The 18,547-nt window shown below is 70.8% G+C and carries 10 protein-coding genes; 7 read left to right on the forward strand and 3 right to left on the reverse strand.

Annotated features, from left to right (window positions below; translation table 11 throughout):
• The first annotated feature begins 125 nt into the window (after window positions 1-125).
• A complete protein-coding gene (locus tag I4J89_RS10915) occupies window positions 126-5,867 on the forward strand; it encodes a peroxidase family protein (protein WP_304519296.1) in 5,742 nt (1,913 codons plus the stop codon).
• Window positions 5,868-6,014: 147 nt separating this feature from the next.
• On the opposite strand, the gene I4J89_RS10920 is transcribed toward I4J89_RS10915, so the two are convergent.
• Together I4J89_RS10920 and ilvD are read right to left on the reverse strand one after the other, a co-directional pair.
• Entirely contained in the window at window positions 6,015-6,485 is a 471-nt protein-coding gene (locus I4J89_RS10920) for an NUDIX hydrolase (RefSeq protein WP_196413758.1), read from the reverse strand.
• A gap of 668 nt (window positions 6,486-7,153) precedes the next feature.
• Complete coding sequence (ilvD, locus tag I4J89_RS10925) at window positions 7,154-9,001, reverse strand: dihydroxy-acid dehydratase (protein ID WP_196413759.1); 1,848 nt, start codon at window positions 8,999-9,001, stop codon at window positions 7,154-7,156.
• A gap of 102 nt (window positions 9,002-9,103) precedes the next feature.
• Here ilvD and I4J89_RS10930 point away from each other — a divergent pair, with 102 nt between their 5' ends.
• The 5 genes from I4J89_RS10930 (at window position 9,104) to serA (ending at window position 16,756) form a co-directional block, all read left to right on the forward strand.
• On the forward strand, window positions 9,104-11,446 hold the full coding sequence (locus tag I4J89_RS10930; RefSeq protein WP_309238259.1) for a putative bifunctional diguanylate cyclase/phosphodiesterase: 2,343 nt from the start codon (window positions 9,104-9,106) through the stop codon (window positions 11,444-11,446).
• Between the two features lie 151 nt (window positions 11,447-11,597).
• On the forward strand, window positions 11,598-13,427 hold the full coding sequence (locus tag I4J89_RS10935) for an acetolactate synthase large subunit (protein WP_196413760.1): 1,830 nt from the start codon (window positions 11,598-11,600) through the stop codon (window positions 13,425-13,427).
• Complete coding sequence (ilvN, locus tag I4J89_RS10940) at window positions 13,427-13,945, forward strand: acetolactate synthase small subunit (RefSeq protein ID WP_196413761.1); 519 nt, start codon at window positions 13,427-13,429, stop codon at window positions 13,943-13,945. Before I4J89_RS10935 ends, ilvN begins: the two co-directional genes overlap by 1 nt.
• Before the next feature lie 69 nt (window positions 13,946-14,014).
• Window positions 14,015-15,028, forward strand: a complete 1,014-nt coding sequence (ilvC, locus tag I4J89_RS10945) for a ketol-acid reductoisomerase (protein ID WP_196413762.1) — start codon at window positions 14,015-14,017, stop codon at window positions 15,026-15,028.
• 129 nt (window positions 15,029-15,157) lie between these two features.
• Complete coding sequence (gene serA / locus I4J89_RS10950; RefSeq protein ID WP_196413763.1) at window positions 15,158-16,756, forward strand: phosphoglycerate dehydrogenase; 1,599 nt, start codon at window positions 15,158-15,160, stop codon at window positions 16,754-16,756.
• On the opposite strand, the gene I4J89_RS10955 is transcribed toward serA, so the two are convergent.
• Window positions 16,753-17,085, reverse strand: a complete 333-nt coding sequence (locus I4J89_RS10955; RefSeq protein ID WP_230858776.1) for a hypothetical protein — start codon at window positions 17,083-17,085, stop codon at window positions 16,753-16,755. The genes serA and I4J89_RS10955 overlap by 4 nt on opposite strands.
• Before the next feature lie 360 nt (window positions 17,086-17,445).
• Between I4J89_RS10955 and I4J89_RS10960 the strand changes: the two genes are divergently transcribed.
• On the forward strand, window positions 17,446-18,471 hold the full coding sequence (locus tag I4J89_RS10960) for a 3-isopropylmalate dehydrogenase (RefSeq protein ID WP_196413898.1): 1,026 nt from the start codon (window positions 17,446-17,448) through the stop codon (window positions 18,469-18,471).
• The last annotated feature ends 76 nt before the right edge of the window (window positions 18,472-18,547 follow it).

Consider the following 18,547-nt stretch of genomic DNA (forward strand, 5'->3'; position numbering starts at 1 on the left):
CCGGGCCTTCAGCGTTCGCACAGCCAGGCCTTCAGGAAGCGTTCAGCCGGACCAAACCCCACCTTCCCAACATGTACGGAATAACCGCCCTAACCGGGCAATCCATCTCGCTGGTGAGGTCCCACTTGCGCAGAACCTGGCTCTTCGCCGCACTGCTCGCCACTACGGTGATCGCGGTGCCCGCCCCCGCCCAGGCCGCCCCCATCGGCCAGGGCTTCACCGTCACCGCCGCCGACCTGGCCTACATCCTCAAGCAGATCAAGATCGCTGAGGCGCATGCGGCCGCCACCACCAGCGAGACCGGCCCTTGCGGCGCACTGCTCGGCACCGGCCCGAACCAGCTCGCCAGCCCGCTGCTCTCGATGGGCCTGCGCACGGTCGACGGCACCTGCAACCACCTGACCCCGGGCGAGGAGACGTACGGCGCCGCCGACCAGGCCTTCCCGCGTCTCGCCCCGGCCAAGTACCTCCCCGGCTACACCGGCGCCAACGCCCAGGACGACCAGCCCCGGCTGATCAGCAACCTGATCTCCGACCAGACCGCGGCCAACCCGGCGGCGGTCGCGGCGGCCGGCAGTCCGGTACGCAGCCAGCAGAGCGGCACCGCCCCGGTGCTCGACGGCACCACGCTGTTCATCCCGAACGTCACCACCGACGTCGGCCTCTCCGCGCCGTACAACTCGTGGTTCACCCTCTTCGGGCAGTTCTTCGACCACGGCATCGACCAGACGGTCAAGGGCACCGGCACGGTGGTCGTCCCGCTGCGTGCCGACGACCCGCTGATCGCCGGCAAGGACCGCGTCCCGGGCAACGCCGACGACCCGAAGCCGGGCGACGCGAAGTACGTGCCGCAGTCGATGCGGTTCATGGCTCTCACCCGGGCCGGCCGGGAGGCCAAGAACACCGACACCCCGTACGTCGACAACTCACAGACGTACAGCTCGCACGCCCCTCATCAGGTCTTCCTCCGCGAGTACGACGGCGCGGTCAGCACCGGGCGGCTCCTCGAAGGCGCGTCCGGCGGCCTGCCCACCTGGGCCGAGGTGAAGCAGCAGGCACGGGAGCGACTCGGCCTGGAGCTCGGCGACCTCGACGCGCTCAACGTGCCGATGGTGCTGGCCGACGCGTACGGCGACTTCGTTCCCGGCCCGGCGCGCGGCCTGCCGCAATACGTCACCGCCACCGGCCTGGTCGAGGGCAACCTGGCCACCCCGGTCAAGGTCCCGGCGAACGTGCTGCACTTCGACACCCCGTTCCTCACCGACATCGCACACCACGCCACCCCCGCTCCGGCCCTGCGGCCGGACGCCGACACGGTCGCCTCCTCCGACTTCGCCGCTCAGCCGAGGGGCACCTACGACGACGAGATGCTCGCCGCGCACTACATCGCCGGTGACGGCCGGGTCAACGAGAACATCGGCCTCACCGCGGTGCACCACGTCTTCCACTCCGAGCACAACCGGCTGATCTCGGACATCGTCCGCATCGTCGGGGACAGTCCGGAGTGGACCGGCGAGCGGCTCTTCCAGGCGGCCAAGTTCATCAACGAGATGGAATACCAGCACCTGGTCTTCGAGGAGTTCGCCCGCAAGATCTCACCGGCGATCAACCCGTTCCAGCCGTTCGCCTTCACCCAGACCGAGCTGAACCCGGCCGTCTACGCCGAGTTCGCGCACGCGGTCTACCGATTCGGGCACTCGATGCTCACCGAGTCGATCCAGCGGCCCAACGCCGGGAGCCTCTCCCTGCTCGACGGCTTCCTCAACCCGCTCGCCTACACGAACAACGGCACACTGAGCCCCGAGGCCGCGGCCGGCGAGATCGTCATGGGCATGACCGACCAGGTCGGCAACGAGATCGACGAGTTCATGACGGACACCCTGCGGGACAACCTGCTCGGCCTGCCGATGGACCTCGCCGCGATCAACATCGCCCGGGGCCGGTCGGAGGGCGTGCCGACGCTCAACGACTTCCGGCGCCACCTGTACGAGAAGACCGGTGACGGGCGGCTCAAGCCGTACGTGAGCTGGGTCGACTTCGGCGAGCACCTGAAGCACCCGGAGTCGCTCGTCAACTTCGTGGCGGCGTACGGCAAGCACCCGTCCGTGATCGGGGCGACCACTATCGCGGACAAGCGTGCGGCCGCTGCCGCGCTGCTCGAGTCACCGGCGGCCGCCGACTTCTTGAACGCCACCGGCACCTGGACCACTGCGAGCTCCGGCCTGGACGGTGTGGACCTGTGGATCGGCGGGCTGGCCGAGGTCACCGAACCGTTCGGCGGCCTGCTCGGCACCACCTTCGACTACGTCTTCGAGAGCCAGCTGACCAGCCTCCAGAACGGGGACCGGTTCTACTACCTGGCGCGTACCACCGGGATGAACCTGCGCAGCCAGCTCGAAGGGAACTCGTTCGCCGAGCTGATCGGCCGGACCACCGGCGCGTCCGGGCTGCGGTCCGACTCGTTCGCCACCGCCGACTGCAAGTTCGACCTGGCGAATCTGGCCGGGGACGGCGGTGGGGTGGCCGACGACCCGGCCTCCGACTGCGACGAGAGCCGGCTCCTGCTGCGCCACGCGGACGGCACCATCGCGTACCGGGCCCGCAACAGCGTGGACCGGCCCGGCCTCAACGCCCAGTCCGTCTGGTCCGGAACGCTCGACCGGGACCGCGTCGTCGCGGGCAACGACAACGACACCATCTGGGGTGACGAGGGCGACGACGTCCTCGAGGCCGGCGCCGGCAACGACGTGACGCTCGGCGGTGAGGGCGACGACGTGCTCACCGACCAGAACGGCGCCGACTTCGCGAAGGGCGGCCCCGGCAACGACGCGCTCGACGGCGGACCCGGCCTGGACATCGTCCTCGGCGGCGACGACAAGGACTTCACCGGCGGCGGCGCCAACGCCAACGACACGTTCGGCGGCGAAGGCGATGACATGATCTTCGCCGGCGACGGTGAGGACGTGGCCTGGGGCGACTCCGGCGACGACTGGATGGAGGGCGGCGACTCGCCCGACCTGCTCCAGGGCGACAGCGGCAACCTGTTCTTCCTCGACGACGCGAACCGGCCCGGCCACGACGTGCTGACCGGCCAGGGCGGCGACGACGACTACGACATGGAGGGCGGCGACGACATCGGCGTCCAGGGCCCCGGCATCGAGAAGAACGCCGGCGGCTCCGGATACGACTGGTCGATCGCCGGCGACGCCGGGGCGGTCGACGCCGACCTGGACCTGCCGCTCGACGGCCGAGACATCCTCCAGATCGGCGTCCGGGACCGGTACAACGAGGTCGAAGCGCTGTCCGGTGGGGCACACGACGACACCCTGCGCGGCGACGACGTGACCCCGTCCGCGGTGGGCGGCGACGGCTTCCTCGGCTGCGACGCGCTCGACGCCGCCGGCATCGCCCGGATCAACGGCCTGAACCAGGTGGTCACCGAACTGCCGACCCCGGCCTCGGCCGTCGGCAACCAGACCGGGCGGCCCTGCGAACTCAGCGGCAACGTCTGGGGCGAGGGCAACATCCTGCTCGGCGGCGCCGGCAACGACACCTTCCAGGGTCGCGGCGGCAACGACATCATCGACGGCGACCGCTACCTGACCGTCCGTCTCTCGGTCCGCGACGCGGACGGCAACGAGATCCGGTCGGCCGCGAGCATGGCTGAGCTGCGTGCCGACGTCTTCGCCGGCAAGATCAACCCCAAGGACATCTTCACCGTACGAGAGATTCGCGTCGCCCCGTCCGCCGGTGTCGACACGGCTGTCTTCGCCGGTCAGCGCAGCGCGTACGCGGTCACGCCGATCTCCGCGGGCGTACTGGTCTCCGGCCCGGACGGCAACGACATCGTCCGCAACGTCGAGAAGATCCAGTTCGACGACGAGACCATGGATGTCACCGGTCTGCAGGCCTTCCTCGGGGTCACCGCTTTCGCGGGCGACGCCCAGGCGACCGTCCTGATCACAGTTCCGTCCGGCAGCGAGCCGATCACCGGCTTCACCCTGGAGCGGACCGGCGGCGATGCGACCGTGCTGACCTCGCTGCCGGCGGAAGCCCGCAGTCTGGTGGTGCCCGGGCTGGCGAACGGGACGGCGTACACCTTCCGGTTGCGTGCGGAGACGGCTGCTGGGCCGGGCTTGTTCACCGCGCCGTTCGGGCCGGTCACGCCGGCAGCGCCCGTCCCCGGCGACGATGACGGCGAGCGAGTCGGGGACGCCGGAACCGAGGATCCCGGAACCGAGGACCCCGCAACCGAGGATCCTGCAACCGAGGATCCCGCAACCGAGGATCCTGCAACCGAGGATCCTGGCACCAACCCGGTTCCGCAGCCGAGCCCGAACCCCACGACCGCGCCGACGACGGCACCCGCGACCGACCCGACCACCGCAGCGCCGACCACTCCGCCGGTGCCGCCGGTGCCGACCGTGCCGACCGTGCCGACCACAACCGCGCCGCCGGTGCCCGCCGTGCCGACGACGCCGCCGCCGGTGCCGACCATGACGGCGCCCTCTGTGGAGCCGACCCGGCCGGTGACCCCGGTCGCGCCGGACGCCCCGGTGATCGGCCTCGCCACAGCCGGCGACGAGAGCGCCGTGGTGCGTTGGACGGCACCCGCCTACGACGGCGGAACCGAGATCTACGGCTACGAAGTGCAGGCCATCGACGACGAGACCGGCATCGTGGTCGGGGTGGACGTGGCCGCGCCGGACGCCACCGCGCTGACGATGACCGGCCTGACGAACGGTGTCCCCTACGCGTTCTGGCTCCGTGCCGTGAACGCCGCCGGCGCCAGCGACTACTCAGCCATCTCCAACACGGTCATCCCGACCACGTCGGCCGGCACCCCGGGCGGCCCCGCTGTACCAGGACCATCAGGCCCGGTCACCCCGACCGGCCCGACCCAGCCCGGCTCCGGCACCAACCCGACTACCGGTCCTACGCAGCCCGGCACCAATCCGACTACCGGTCCTACGCAGCCCGGCACCAATCCGACTACCGGTCCTACGCAGCCCGGCACCAATCCGACTACCGGTCCTACGCAGCCCGGCACCAATCCGACCACCGGTCCTACACAGCCCGGCACCAACCCGACTACCGGTCCTACGCAGCCCGGCTCCGGCCCGACGAGCCCGACCACCGGCCCGACCCGGCCCGGCTCTGGCACCAGCCCGACCACCGGCCCGACCACCGGTCCCACCCAGCCGGTCCCCGGACCGGGTAACGGCGGAACTCCCGGCCCGTCGACCGGCACCCGCACCGTCCCCGGTGCGGCCCGGATCGGACAGCCGGCAGCCGGCAACGCCCTGGCCGTAGTGCGCTGGACCGCTCCCGCCAGCAACGGCGGGTCTCCGATCCTGCGCTACGAGATCCGGGTGCTCGACGCCAAGAACCGCCAGGTAGGCACCCTCCGGACGGCCACATCCGCAGCCGCGGTCCGAACCGTCACCGGCCTCGCCAACGGAACGCCCTACCGCTTCCAGGTCCGAGCGATAAACGCGATCGGCGCCGGCCCCTGGTCCTCGGCGAGCACCTCGGTGACGCCGCGCACCGTACCCGGAAAGCCCCGCTCGCTGACCGCCAAGCCCGGCCGAACCGGCGGCGCTCCGACCGCCACCGCCCGCTGGACAGCCCCGGCCACCACCGGCGGCACGAAGATCACCGCCTACCGGGTCACCTACCAGCGCCTTACAAGCAAGGGAGTCAACCGCGGCGCACCCACCGTGACCACCCGCTCGGCCACAGCCCGCTCGGCCACCTTCACCGCCCCGCGCGGCGTACCGGCCGGCACCCGCTACCGAGTCACCGTCCAGGCCGTCAACGCAGCCGGCGCCGGCCCCGGACTCCGAACCACCACAACAGTTCGCTGACCCAAGACAAAGCGGCGCCGCTGTCCCCCGGACGGCGGCGCCGCCGCGTTGCGCTGCCGGAACACCCGAAGCAGATGTCAACGCCCGTTCTTGGACCGGTCTGGTAGGTCGCGGCGCCTTACCTGGCCGGTCGGGCACTGTGCTCGCTCAGGACACGAAGTAGGGCGCCGCAGTGGGATCAAGCGCGAGCTCGAGGTAGCGCTTCTGCCGGTCGCCGATCTCCGGGACGGCATCCGGCGCAAACCATGCCACATCGATCGACTCGTCATCGTTGACCCGAGCCTCGCCGCCGACGGCCCGGCAGGCCAAGCTCACCTCGAACCAGTAGACCTGATCCCCGTTAGCAATCCGGCGAAGCTCCAGGGCCTCCACAGCGAGGATCCGCTCAACGGCGACCTCAACAGCGGTCTCCTCATAAACCTCCCGGATCGCGCCGGCCGCCGGCTGCTCACCCGGCTCAAGGACGCCACTGAGCAGCGACCATCGGTGATCGTCACTACGCCGGTTGAGCAGCACCCGCCCCGCGTCGTCGAAAACCACAGCGGTGACGCTGGGCAGCGGAAGCGGCGCATGCCCGATGTGCCGCCGCAGCTCCAAGATGAATTCCGGAGTAGCCACAAAGCGACCTTAACCGCCCCCGCCTCCCTCCCCGCGCCGAAACTCCAGCCCCCGCCGACCGTGGCTCCCCGACCTTGTGCCCCGCCCCGGTCCGGCTGGCGCCGAAGCACCGAATAGGGCCGTCGTCGGTTGGCTGGACGGGCCAGCCAGCCGGGCACCCGGCCGCCCCGGGGAGAGGGCGGACGGGTCCGGCTAGCGGCGGGCACCGACTGGAGCCGGCGTTAGGTGGCTGGCCGCCAGCCGGCGGTCTCGGCTGGCCCTGACGCACCGAACGGGGCCTCCATTCGGTGGCTGAACGCCAGCTTGACGGCCCGGCGCATGGGAAAGAGGGCAGGCGAAGTTCGGCCGTCGTTTGCGCACGTTGTGGGGCGTGGTGAGGTGCGTGGGCTACGGCTGGCAGTGGTCGGCCGTCGCTCGCGGGCGTCAGGAGGGGGTCGGGTGGGGGAGCGATGCTGCCCGTTGGACCCGGCGGGTCCGGGGCGCGCTCGTGCGGCCGTGATGCCGGTGCGCGCGGGCCGGGGGCGACGCCGTGGGGGCGTGGTCGTGGACGGCGGTTTCGCCGGCTGTGGTTGAGCGGGCCGGGAGAACGCCACCCGAACAACCACACAACCATGACCAGGCGGGGCCGGGCCGTTTGATTCGGCGCCGGCCCCGGTGGGCGTACCGGATTATTCGGGAACTCGGCGGTAGGCGCCGTCGCTGGCGCTGGTGGCCATCGAGGCGTAGGCGCGCAGCGCCGCCGAGACCGGGCGCTGGCGCGCGACCGGCGTGTAGGGCTTGGGGCGGCGCTCCTGCTCGTGCCGGCGCTGGGCCAGGACGTCGTCGTGGACGTTCAGGGTGATGCTGCGGCCGGGGATGTCGATGATGATCTCGTCACCTGTCTCCACCAGGGCGATCAAGCCGCCGGCGGCCGCCTCGGGGGAGACGTGGCCGATGGAGAGGCCGGAGGTGCCGCCGGAGAAGCGGCCATCGGTGATCAGCGCGCAGGCCTTGCCGAGGCCGCGGCCCTTCAGGAACGAGGTCGGGTAGAGCATCTCCTGCATGCCGGGGCCACCGCGCGGGCCTTCGTAGCGGATCACCACGACGTCGCCCTCGGTGACCTCCTTGCCGAGGATGCCGGTGACCGCGTCGTCCTGGGACTCGTAGACCTTGGCCGGGCCGGTGAATTTCCAGATCTCCTCGGAGACGCCGGCGGTCTTGACGACGCAGCCGTCCGGGGCGAGGTTGCCGAAGAGGATGGCCAGGCCGCCGTCCGCGGTGTACGCGTGATCAACCGACCGGATGCAGCCGGATTCAGCGTCGGTGTCGAGCGTGGCCCAGCGGTTCTGAGTGGAGAACGGCTGGGTGGTCCGCACCCCGCCGGGCGCCGCGTGGAACAGCTCCAGCGCCTCAGCCGACGCCGATCCGCCCCGGATGTCCCATTTGTCCAGCCAGGCTTCCAGCGAGGGCGAGTGCACGGACCGGACCCCGGTCTTGAGCGCACCGCCCCGGTTGAGCTCGCCGAGCAGAGCGGGGATGCCACCGGCCCGGTGCACGTCCTCCATGTGGTACTTCGGACTGTTCGGCGCGACCTTGGACAAGCAGGGCACCCGGCGCGAGACGGCGTCGATGTCGGAGACGCTGAAGTCCAGCTCGGCCTCGCGGGCCGCGGCGAGCAGGTGCAGCACCGTGTTGGTGGAGCCGCCCATCGCCACGTCCAGGGCGACCGCGTTCTCGAAGGCGTCCCGGCTGGCGATCGAGCGGGGGAGCACCGACTCGTCGTCCTTCTCGTAGTACTCCTTGGCGATCTGCACGATCAGCCGGCCGGCCTCGGTGAAGAGCGCCTTGCGGGAGGCGTGCGTGGCAAGCGTCGACCCGTTGCCGGGCAGGGAGAGCCCGATCGCCTCGGTGAGGCAGTTCATCGAGTTGGCGGTGAACATGCCGGAGCAGGAGCCGCAGGTCGGGCAGGCGGAGCGCTCGATGGTGTCGAGCTGCTCGTCGGTGACGTTCTCGTTGGCGCTGGCGCTCATCGCGTCGACCAGGTCGAGCTTGTCGTGCACCACGCCCTCGATGGCGATCGTCTTGCCGGCCTCCATCGGGCCGCCGGAGACGAAGACCGTGGGGATGTTGAGCCGCAGCGCGGCGATCAGCATGCCGGGGGTGATCTTGTCGCAGTTCGAGATGCAGACCAGGGCGTCGGCGCAGTGCGCGTTCACCATGTACTCCACCGCGTCGGCGATCAGCTCGCGACTGGGCAGGGAGTAGAGCATGCCGCCGTGGCCCATGGCGATGCCGTCGTCGACCGCGATGGTGTTGAACTCGCGCCCGACCCCGCCGGCCTCGGCGATCGACTCGGCGACCAGGCCGCCGAGGTCCTTGAGATGCACATGCCCCGGTACGAACTGGGTGTAACTGTTGGCGATGGCGACGATCGGCTTACCGAAGTCGTCGTCGGTCATGCCGGTGGCGCGCCACAGGGCGCGCGCGCCGGCCATCGTGCGACCGTGGGTCGAGGTCCGGGAGCGCAGCTCAGGCATCCCCCCATACTGCCACCGGCTGGTCGGGGATAGGCCACGGACGTCCACAGCTCGGGACGCCGGGGGCTGTCGGAATCGACGGAGATCCGGCACAGTGTGTCCGTGCATTCACCGTCCGGATTGGAGCTGGCCGGTCTGGCATGCCTGCTGGCCGCCGTTCCCGCGGTGGCGTACCTCGGGCAGTCCGGCCGCCGGCACACCGGTGCGGCCCGGCGGGCTCACCTGCTCCTGGCGGCCGGCGGTGCGATCGCCACCGCCGCCGCGCTGGCCGGGCTGGCCAGCGCGCTGCTGACCGGCCACCACCATGATCCAGCGCACATCCGGTCGCTGGCGACCGCGGTCGCGGTCGGCATGGGGGTCGGCACGCTGGTTCTGCTGGCCGGCACGGTGGTGCTGCCGGGCGCCACCCGTGGCCCGGCCGCGGCGGTACGCCACGTGCTGGACGGCCTGGTGATCGCGGCGGCGATCTGGTTCGTCGGCTGGGTGCTGATCTCCCGGCCCACCCGGATCCTCGGGGACCTGACGCCGTACCCGTGTCTCGCCGTGCTGGTGCCCGCGGTGTTCGTGGTGCTGGCGCTCGGCCTGACCGCGGTGATGGCGTTGCACGCGCACCGGCCGCGCCGGCACACCGTCCGGGTGGCGGCCGGGGTGAGCGTGGTGGCCATCGCCGCGACCGCGCTCTCCGGCGGCATCTGCCGGGAGCGCGACTGGCTGGTGCTGTTCAGCGTGCTGCTGCTCACCGCCGGGCTGTTCCACGTGGCGTTCGCGGTGCGCGCCGCCGACCGCCCGGTGGAGCTGAGCGGCGACGTGCTGGAGCGCGGCGGGGCGTACGCCGTGGTGGTGATGATCGCCATGCTCGCCGCGCTCGGTTACCACCTGATCCGCGGCGGCACCATGGACGTGCTCGGCTACTTCGGCGCCGCCGTGGTCGGCCTGGCCCTGGTGGCCCGGCAGTACCTGGCGCTGGACGACGTGCGGCGCTACACGGTGCAGCTGCGCCAGCGTGAGGCGCACTTCTGTGAGCTGGCGCACACCGATCCGCTGACCGGCCTGGCCAACCGCCGGGGGTTGCAGCGGGCACTGCGCGAGTCGCCGGAGAATGCCGCCCTGATCGGCATCGACATGGACGGCTTCAAGATCGTCAACGACATGCGCGGGCACGACATCGGCGACGCCGTGCTGGTCGAGGTCGGCTCCCGGCTGCGGCGCAACCTGCTGGAGGGCGATGTCGCGGCCCGGCTGGGCGGTGACGAGTTCGCGGTGCTGATGCACGGGGACCCGGAGGAGGCGGTGCTGGCCGCGCACCGGTTGCTCGCGGTGCTCGGCGAGCCGTACGAGGTGGACGGCGGACCGATCTTCCTCTCCGCCAGCGTCGGGGTGGCCGACACCGGGGAACTGCTGCACGACGCCGACCTGGCCCTGCGCTACGCCAAGCAGCGCGGCAAGAACCGGGTGGAGCGCTACCAGGCCGGCTACGACGAGTTGCTGCGCCGCCGCGGGACCCTTCAGGGCGAGCTGCGCCACGCGATCGACCGCGACCAGTTGCGGCTGGTGTTCCAGCCGGTGGTGGCACTGCCGTCGATGCGGCCGGTGGGTGCCGAGGCGCTGCTCCGGTGGACCCATCCCGACCTGGGTCCGGTACGCCCGGACGAGTTCATCCCGGTCGCCGAGGAGTCCGGACTGATCAACCGGATCGGCGCGTGGGTCCTGGAGCAGGCCTGCAAGCAGCTCTCCGAGTGGCTTGCGAAAGGGCACGACGTCTGGGTCTCGGTGAACCTGTCGCCCAAGGAACTGCACAACGCCGACTACGCCGGTCAGGTCGCCGACGTGCTGGCGGAGTACGGCGTTCCACCACAGCGGCTGGTGCTGGAGGTGACCGAGCACGCCGTCGCCACCGACATGGAGGAGCTGGTGCGCCGGCTCGCCGAGCTGCGCGGGACCGGGGTGCGGATCGCGCTGGACGACTTCGGGGCGGGCTACTCGTCGCTGACCCAGCTGCGGACGCTTCCGGTGGACATCCTGAAGATCGATCACGCGCTGGTGGCGGAGCCGGAGTCGCGTACCGGGACGGCGGCCCCACTTGTCGACGTGGTGGTCCGGCTCGGTCACCGGCTCGGCCTGGAGGTGCTGGCCGAGGGGATCGGCTCGCCGGCCCAGCGCGAGGTGGTGGAGGAGGCCGGCTGCCGCCTGGGGCAGGGGTCGCTCTTCGGCTGGGGTGTGCCGGCCGAGCACTTCGAGACGCGGCTGCGGACACTGCGCCCAGCGGGTCCCCGGCCGCAGCCCACCGCGCGGAACGCTCCTCCGAGTGACGCCCCGGCGCGCAGCCAGGTGGTCCGGCTCGGGCCGGGAATGCGGCAGGTCAGAGCGTTGCTGCCGAGCGACCCGGATTTCGCTGATCAAAATGTGGGATCAGTTGACTCAGGCCGTGAGATGGGGCAAGGTTAGCCGCATGTGCTTCGCGTCCCGAGTACTTATCTGAGCGCACCTCTCCACCAAGGAGGGTGCGCTAGGTCCCGTGCTTCTGCACGAGGGCCTTTTTTGTTGCTCAAAAGCCGGATCAAGTACTCGACCGCCAACCGAAAAGGTCTGAACTGCCATGACGAGACCCACTCCCGAATCTCTCGCCCAACGGGTCACTCCGGCCACCGTCGCTGCGGCCGTGAACACCGCCACCACCACCGTGGCTCCGGTAGCCACCAGCGGTGCCGGCGCGCTCGTCCGGTCGCTCGAGGCGCTCGGGGTAGAGGTCGCGTTCGGCATCCCGGGCGGGGCGATCCTCCCGGCGTACGATCCGCTCTTCGACTCGAAGGTGCGGCACATCCTGGTCCGGCACGAGCAGGGCGCCGGGCACGCCGCCACCGGGTACGCGCAGGCCACCGGCAAGGTCGGCGTCTGCATCGCGACCAGCGGTCCGGGCGCGACGAACCTGGTCACGCCGATCGCCGACGCGTACATGGACTCGGTGCCGATCGTCGCGATCACCGGGCAGGTCGGCCGGCCGTACATCGGCACGGACGCCTTCCAGGAGGCGGACATCCAGGGCATCACCCTGCCGATCACGAAGCACAACTTCCTGGTCCAGGACCCGGAGGAGCTGCCCCGGATCCTGGCCGAGGCGTTCCACCTGGCGGCCACCGGCCGGCCCGGCCCGGTCCTGGTCGACATCCCGAAGGACGTGCTCCAGGCGCACACCACGTTCGCCTGGCCGCCGAGCCTGGACCTGCCCGGCTACCGCCCGACGCTGCACCCGCACGGCAAGCAGATCCGCGAGGCGGCCCGGCTGATCGCGCAGGCCAAGCGCCCGGTTTTGTACGTGGGCGGCGGCGTCCTCAAGGCCGGCGCCACCGACGGGCTGCGCAAGCTGGCCGAGCTGACCGGCATCCCGGTGGTCACCACGCTGATGGGCATCGGTGCGTTCCCCGACTCGCACCCGCAGCACCTGGGCATGCCCGGCATGCACGGCACGGTCCCCGCGGTGTACGCGTTGCAGCGCTCCGACCTGCTGGTCACCCTCGGCGCCCGTTTCGACGACCGGGTCACCGGCAAGCTGGACTCGTTCGCTCCGGAAGCAAAGGTGGTCCACGCCGACATCGATCCGGCGGAGATCGGCAAGAACCGGCACGCGGACGTCCCGATCGTCGGCGACGCCCGGCACGTCATCGACGAGCTGATCGCCGCGGTCTCCGGGAGCGCCGGCGGCGCCGCTCAGTACGAGGCCTGGTGGAAGACGCTCAACGAGATCCGCGAGCGCTACCCGCTGGGCTACGAGGAGCCGACCGACGGCACCCTCGCCCCGCAGTACGTGATCGAGCGGATCGGCGCGCTGGTCGGCCCGGACGCGATCTACTGCGCCGGTGTCGGGCAGCACCAGATGTGGGCGTCCCAGTTCATCAAGTACGAGAAGCCGGGCACCTGGCTGAACTCGGGTGGCGCCGGCACCATGGGCTACGCGGTTCCGGCCGCGATGGGCGCCAAGGTCGCGAGGCCGGACACGCAGGTCTGGGCGATCGACGGCGACGGCTGCTTCCAGATGACCAACCAGGAGCTGGCCACCTGCGCCCTGGAGGGCATCCCGATCAAGGTCGCCGTGATCAACAACGGCAACCTGGGCATGGTCCGGCAGTGGCAGACCCTGTTCTACGACGGCCGCTACTCGAACACCGAGCTGGGCACGCACAAGCACCGCATCCCGGACTTCGTGAAGCTGGCCGAGGCGCTCGGCTGCATCGGCCTGCGCTGTGAGTCGAAGGACGACGTCGACAAGATCATCCAGCAGGCCATGGAGATCAACGACGCTCCGGTGGTCATCGACTTCACGGTCGGCAAGGACGCGATGGTCTGGCCGATGGTCGCGGCCGGGACCAGCAACGACGAGATCATGTTCGCCCGGGACGTGCGCCCGACCTTCGACGAGGACGATCTGTGATGACGAACAAGCACACGCTGAGCGTGCTGGTCGAGAACAAGCCCGGTGTGCTGGCCCGGGTGAGCGGCCTGTTCTCCCGCCGCAGCTTCAACATCGATTCGCTGGCGGTGGGCGAGACGGAGAACCCGGAAGTCTCCCGCATCACGATCGTGGTCAACGCCGACACGTCTCCGCTGGAGCAGGTCACCAAGCAGCTCAACAAGCTGGTGAACGTCCTGAAGATCGTGGAGCTGGACCCGGCGCAGTCGGTCCAGCGTGAGCTCCTGCTGGTCAAGGTGCGTGCCGACCGGGCGCAGCGCAGCCAGGTGCTCGAGACCGTCGAGCTGTTCCGGGCCCGGGTGATCGACGTCGCTCCGGACACCCTGACGATCGAGGCCACCGGCAATCCCGACAAACTGGATGCGTTGCTGCGCGACCTCGAGCCGTACGGGATCAAGGAGATGGTCCAGTCGGGTCTGGTGGCCATCGGCCGCGGTTCGCGCTCCATCACCACCGGCCCGGCTCTACGCGCCGCCTAGTTTTCCATCCAACCGCCCCACCCGCCGCCCTAAACCGGACTAAAGGCGCAACTAGCAAAGAAGGAAGTCATGACCGCGGAAGTGTTCTACGACGACGACGCCGACCTGTCCATCATCCAGGGCAAGAAGGTCGCCGTGATCGGCTACGGCAGCCAGGGCCACGCGCACTCGCTCTCGCTGCGCGACTCGGGTGTCGACGTGGTGGTCGGTCTGAAGGAGGGCTCCAAGAGCCGTCCGAAGGCCGAGGAGCAGGGCCTCACGGTGAAGACGCCGGCCGAGGCGGCCGCCTGGGCTGACGTGATCATGGTGCTGGCGCCGGACACCGCGCAGCGCAAGATCTACGCCGAGTCCATCGCCCCGAACCTGACCGCGGGCAAGGCGCTCTTCTTCGGCCACGGCCTGAACATCCGCTTCGGCCTGATCAAGCCGCCGGCCGACGTGGACGTGGCGATGGTCGCCCCGAAGGGTCCGGGCCACCTGGTCCGCCGCCAGTACGTGGACGGCAAGGGTGTGCCCGCGCTGATCGCGGTCGAGCAGGACGCTTCCGGCAACGGCCAGGCCCTCGCCCTGTCGTACGCGAAGGCGATCGGCGGCACCCGCGCCGGCGTCATCAAGACGACGTTCAAGGAGGAGACCGAGACCGACCTCTTCGGCGAGCAGGCGGTCCTCTGCGGCGGCACCGCGGCGCTGGTGCAGACCGGCTTCGAGGTGCTCACCGAGGCCGGCTACGCCCCGGAGATCGCGTACTTCGAGTGCCTCCACGAGCTCAAGCTGATCGTGGACCTGATGTACGAGGGCGGCATCTCCCGGATGCGCTACAGCGTCTCGGACACGGCCGAGTTCGGCGACTACGTCTCCGGCCCGCGCGTGATCAACGCGTCGGTCAAGGAGGAGATGAAGCGGATCCTCGCCGACATCCAGTCCGGTGCCTTCACCCAGCACCTGATCGAGGACGACGAGGCCGGCGGCCCCGAGCTCAAGAAGTACCGTGAGCAGGGCGCCCAGCACCCGATCGAGATCACCGGCGCGAAGCTGCGCGGCATGATGAGCTGGGTGGACCGGCCGATCACCGAGACCGCCTGAGGTTTGACCGCTTGAAACGCCCGGCCGGGGTTACCCGGCCGGGCGTTTTCGTGAATGAACTGAACCTCACGGTGGCCCCCGTTCGTACCATTCGGCATCGTCTATGGCGACGAAAGCGGATGGAGAGCCATGACTGCCGTTGTCCTGGTAACCGAGGAACTCGCTCAGGCCGCGCTCGACCTGCTCGCCGACGAATTCACCGTCCGGCAGATCGACGGCACCGACCGGCCGGCTCTGCTGGCCGCGCTGGCGGAGGCGGATGCGGTCATTGTCCGCAGCGCCACGAGGATCGACGCCGAGGCGCTCACGGCCGCGACCCGGTTACGTGTCGTGGCCCGGGCCGGGGTGGGTCTGGACAACATCGACCTGCCCGCCGCGACGGCCCGTGGCGTCCTGGTGGTGAACGCGCCGACCAGCAACATCGTCTCGGCGGCCGAGCAGGCGGTGGCACTGCTGCTGGCGGTGGCCCGGCACACCGCGGCGGCGAGCGCCACCCTCAAAGCGGGCGCCTGGCGGCGCTCCGCGTTCACCGGGGTCGAGGTGCAGGGCAAGACCGTCGGGGTGGTCGGGCTGGGCCGCATCGGCGTGCTCTTCGCGCAACGGATGGCCGCTTTCGGGGTACGCCTGATCGCGTACGACCCCTACGTGCAACCGGCCCGGGCGGCGCAACTCGGTGTCCAGCTGGTCACCCTCGACGACCTGCTCAAGGAGAGCGACTTCATCTCGGTGCACCTGCCGCGTACGCCGGAGACGCTCGGTCTGATCGGCGAGCGGGAACTGACCCTGGTCAAGCCCGGCGTCCGGATCGTCAACGCGGCCCGGGGCGGGCTGGTCGACGAGGCGGCGCTGGCCGAGGCGCTGGCCGGCGGCCGGGTGGCGGGCGCCGGCCTGGACGTCTTCGAGACCGAGCCGATCACCGACTCCCCGCTGTTCGGCTTCGACAACGTGGTGGTCACGCCGCATCTGGGCGCCTCGACCGCCGAGGCGCAGGACAAGGCGGGGCTGGCGGTGGCCCGGAGCGTACGGCTCGCCCTGCGCGGACAGTTCGTACCGGACGCGGTGAACGTGCGGGCCGGTAGCGCGGTGGACGAGGACGTACGCCCGCTGCTGCCGCTCGCCGAGCGGCTGGGCCGGGTCTTCACCGCGGTGGCCGGCGGCGTGGCGGCCCGGGTCACCGTGGAGGTTCGCGGCGAGGTGGTGGCGCACGACGTCACGGTGCTCGAACTGGCCACCATGAAGGGGCTGTTCGCGCCGGTGGTGGAGGAGACGGTGACCTACGTGAACGTGCCGCACCTGGCCGCCGACCGGGGAGTCGAGGTGGAGCTGGCGACGGCGGAGGACGCCGGCGAGCACGCCAATCTGATCACGGTGCGCGGGGCGCTGCCGGACGGCCGTACCGTCGCCGTCGCCGGCACCGTGGTGACGAGCGGAACCCGGGAGACCGCGAAGCTGGTCGAGGTCGACGGCTTCGAGCTGGACCTGGCCCCGGAGGGGGTGCTGCTCTTCTTCCGCTACCGCGACCGTCCCGGTGTGGTGGGCACGATCGGCACCACGCTGGGCGGGGCAGGCGTCAACATCGCCGCCATGCAGGTGGCCCGCCGGGCCGCCGGCGGCCAGGCGCTGATGGTGCTGACCGTGGACTCCGCGGTGGATCCGGAGGTGCTGAACACGGTGTCGCGCGGGATCGGCGCGACCCGGGCGGCCGCCGTGGATCTGCGGGCGGACTAGGACCGGATCGGCGGCGGGTAGACCGTGCCGTCCTGGAGGTCCAGCAGGTCCAGGTTCAGCTCGCCGGCGAGCCGCTCGATGGTCTCCAGCACCACGTCCGGGCAGCTCTCGTCGAGCCGCATCTGGATGTGGTCGGCCGCGGCGTGCAGCGGGGCGTTGGCCCACGGCGTCCCGGGTTCCGTGGCGCGTGGGCCGCGATCGGGATACCGGCTGGTCAGGGCGTCGTAGAAGGCGACGACGCGCGGGTCGGCCGGGCGCTGCGGGTGATCGCCGCGGGCGCACCGCTCGTTGGCGTCGCGCACCGCGTCCGGGGCGGCCGTCTGGTCCATGGCCCAGACCACTAGGTCGAAACTCACCGGCGCATGGTGCCATCACACGGCCGTGGTACGCCGAATCGGTGCGCCGACACGCGGGGATGCGTCTTGCGCGTCATTAGTCCGCATCGCTAGCGTTGTCCCAGCCGTACGTTCCGGGCCGGACACGTCTTCGGGTGACGCCGTCCGTCACCGGTTCGCACGGCAAGAATCCGGCGGGACCGAACCACGCGTACTCGTCGCAGCAGCCCCCGTGATCGTTTGCCGCGATCCGGGGGCTGTTTGCCGCTCACCTGTTGGGACCCGCGTACCGAACATCGGGAAGCGGTACTACCCTGGCACGGGTTGGACCCGACGTTGGGAGTGGACGTGAGCGTGGCGCGGATCGCGGTTGTCGCCGGTGACGGCATCGGGACCGAGGTGACCGCGCAGGCCCGCAAGGTGATCGACGCCGTCCTCCCCGGCTCCACCTACAACGAGTACGACCTGGGCGCCCGCCTCTACAACCGCACCGGCGAGGTCCTGCCGCGGTCCGTGCAGGACGAGCTGGCCGGCCACGACGCCATCCTGCTCGGCGCGATCGGCGACCCGAGCGTCCCGCCGGGCATACTCGAGCGCGGCCTGCTGCTCAAGCTCCGCTTCGACTTCGACCAGTATGTGAACCTGCGCCCCTCCAAGCTGTGGCCGGGCACCACCAGCCCGCTCGCCGGCGTCAAGCCCGGTGAGATCGACATGGTCGTGGTCCGCGAGGGCACCGAGGGCCTCTACGTCGGCGCCGGCGGCGTCCTGCACCAGGACACCCCCGCCGAGATCGCGACCGAGGAGAGCCTCAACACCCGGCATGGCGTCGAGCGGGTCATCCGCGACGCCTTCGCCCGCGCGCAGCGCCGCGACCGTCGCCACGTCACCCTGGTGCACAAGACCAATGTGCTGACCAAGGCCGGCAGCCTGTGGGCGCGCACCTTCGCCGCCGTCGCGGCCGAGCACCCCGACATCACCACGGAGTACCAGCACATCGACGCCGCCAGCATGTTCATGGTGAGCAACCCACAGCGGTTCGACGTGGTGGTGACCGACAACCTCTTCGGTGACATCCTCACCGACATCGCCGCTGCCGTTACCGGCGGCATCGGCATGGCGGCCAGCGGCTCCGTCAACCCGGAGCGCGCGTACCCGTCGACTTTCGAGCCCGTGCACGGCTCCGCCCCGGACATCGCCGGTAAGGGCATCGCCGACCCGGCGGCCGCCATCCTCTCCGCCGCGCTGCTGCTGGAGCACCTGGGCCACCTCGACGAGGCACGGCGAGTAACCGAGGCGGTCGCGGCCGAGGTCGCGTCCCGGGCCCCGGGCGCGCCGCTGCGTACCGCCGAGGTCGGCGACCGCGTCGCCGCCGCCGTCTGAGCCGGCGACTTCCACCCCGGAGCCCGGTCGGGCTCCGTCACCCGCGGTCATTGTTTTAACGACCGTTCGGGGTAGA

Origin of the sequence: Actinoplanes aureus (genome assembly GCF_015704865.1) — a bacterium.
Lineage (GTDB): Bacteria > Actinomycetota > Actinomycetes > Mycobacteriales > Micromonosporaceae > Actinoplanes > Actinoplanes aureus.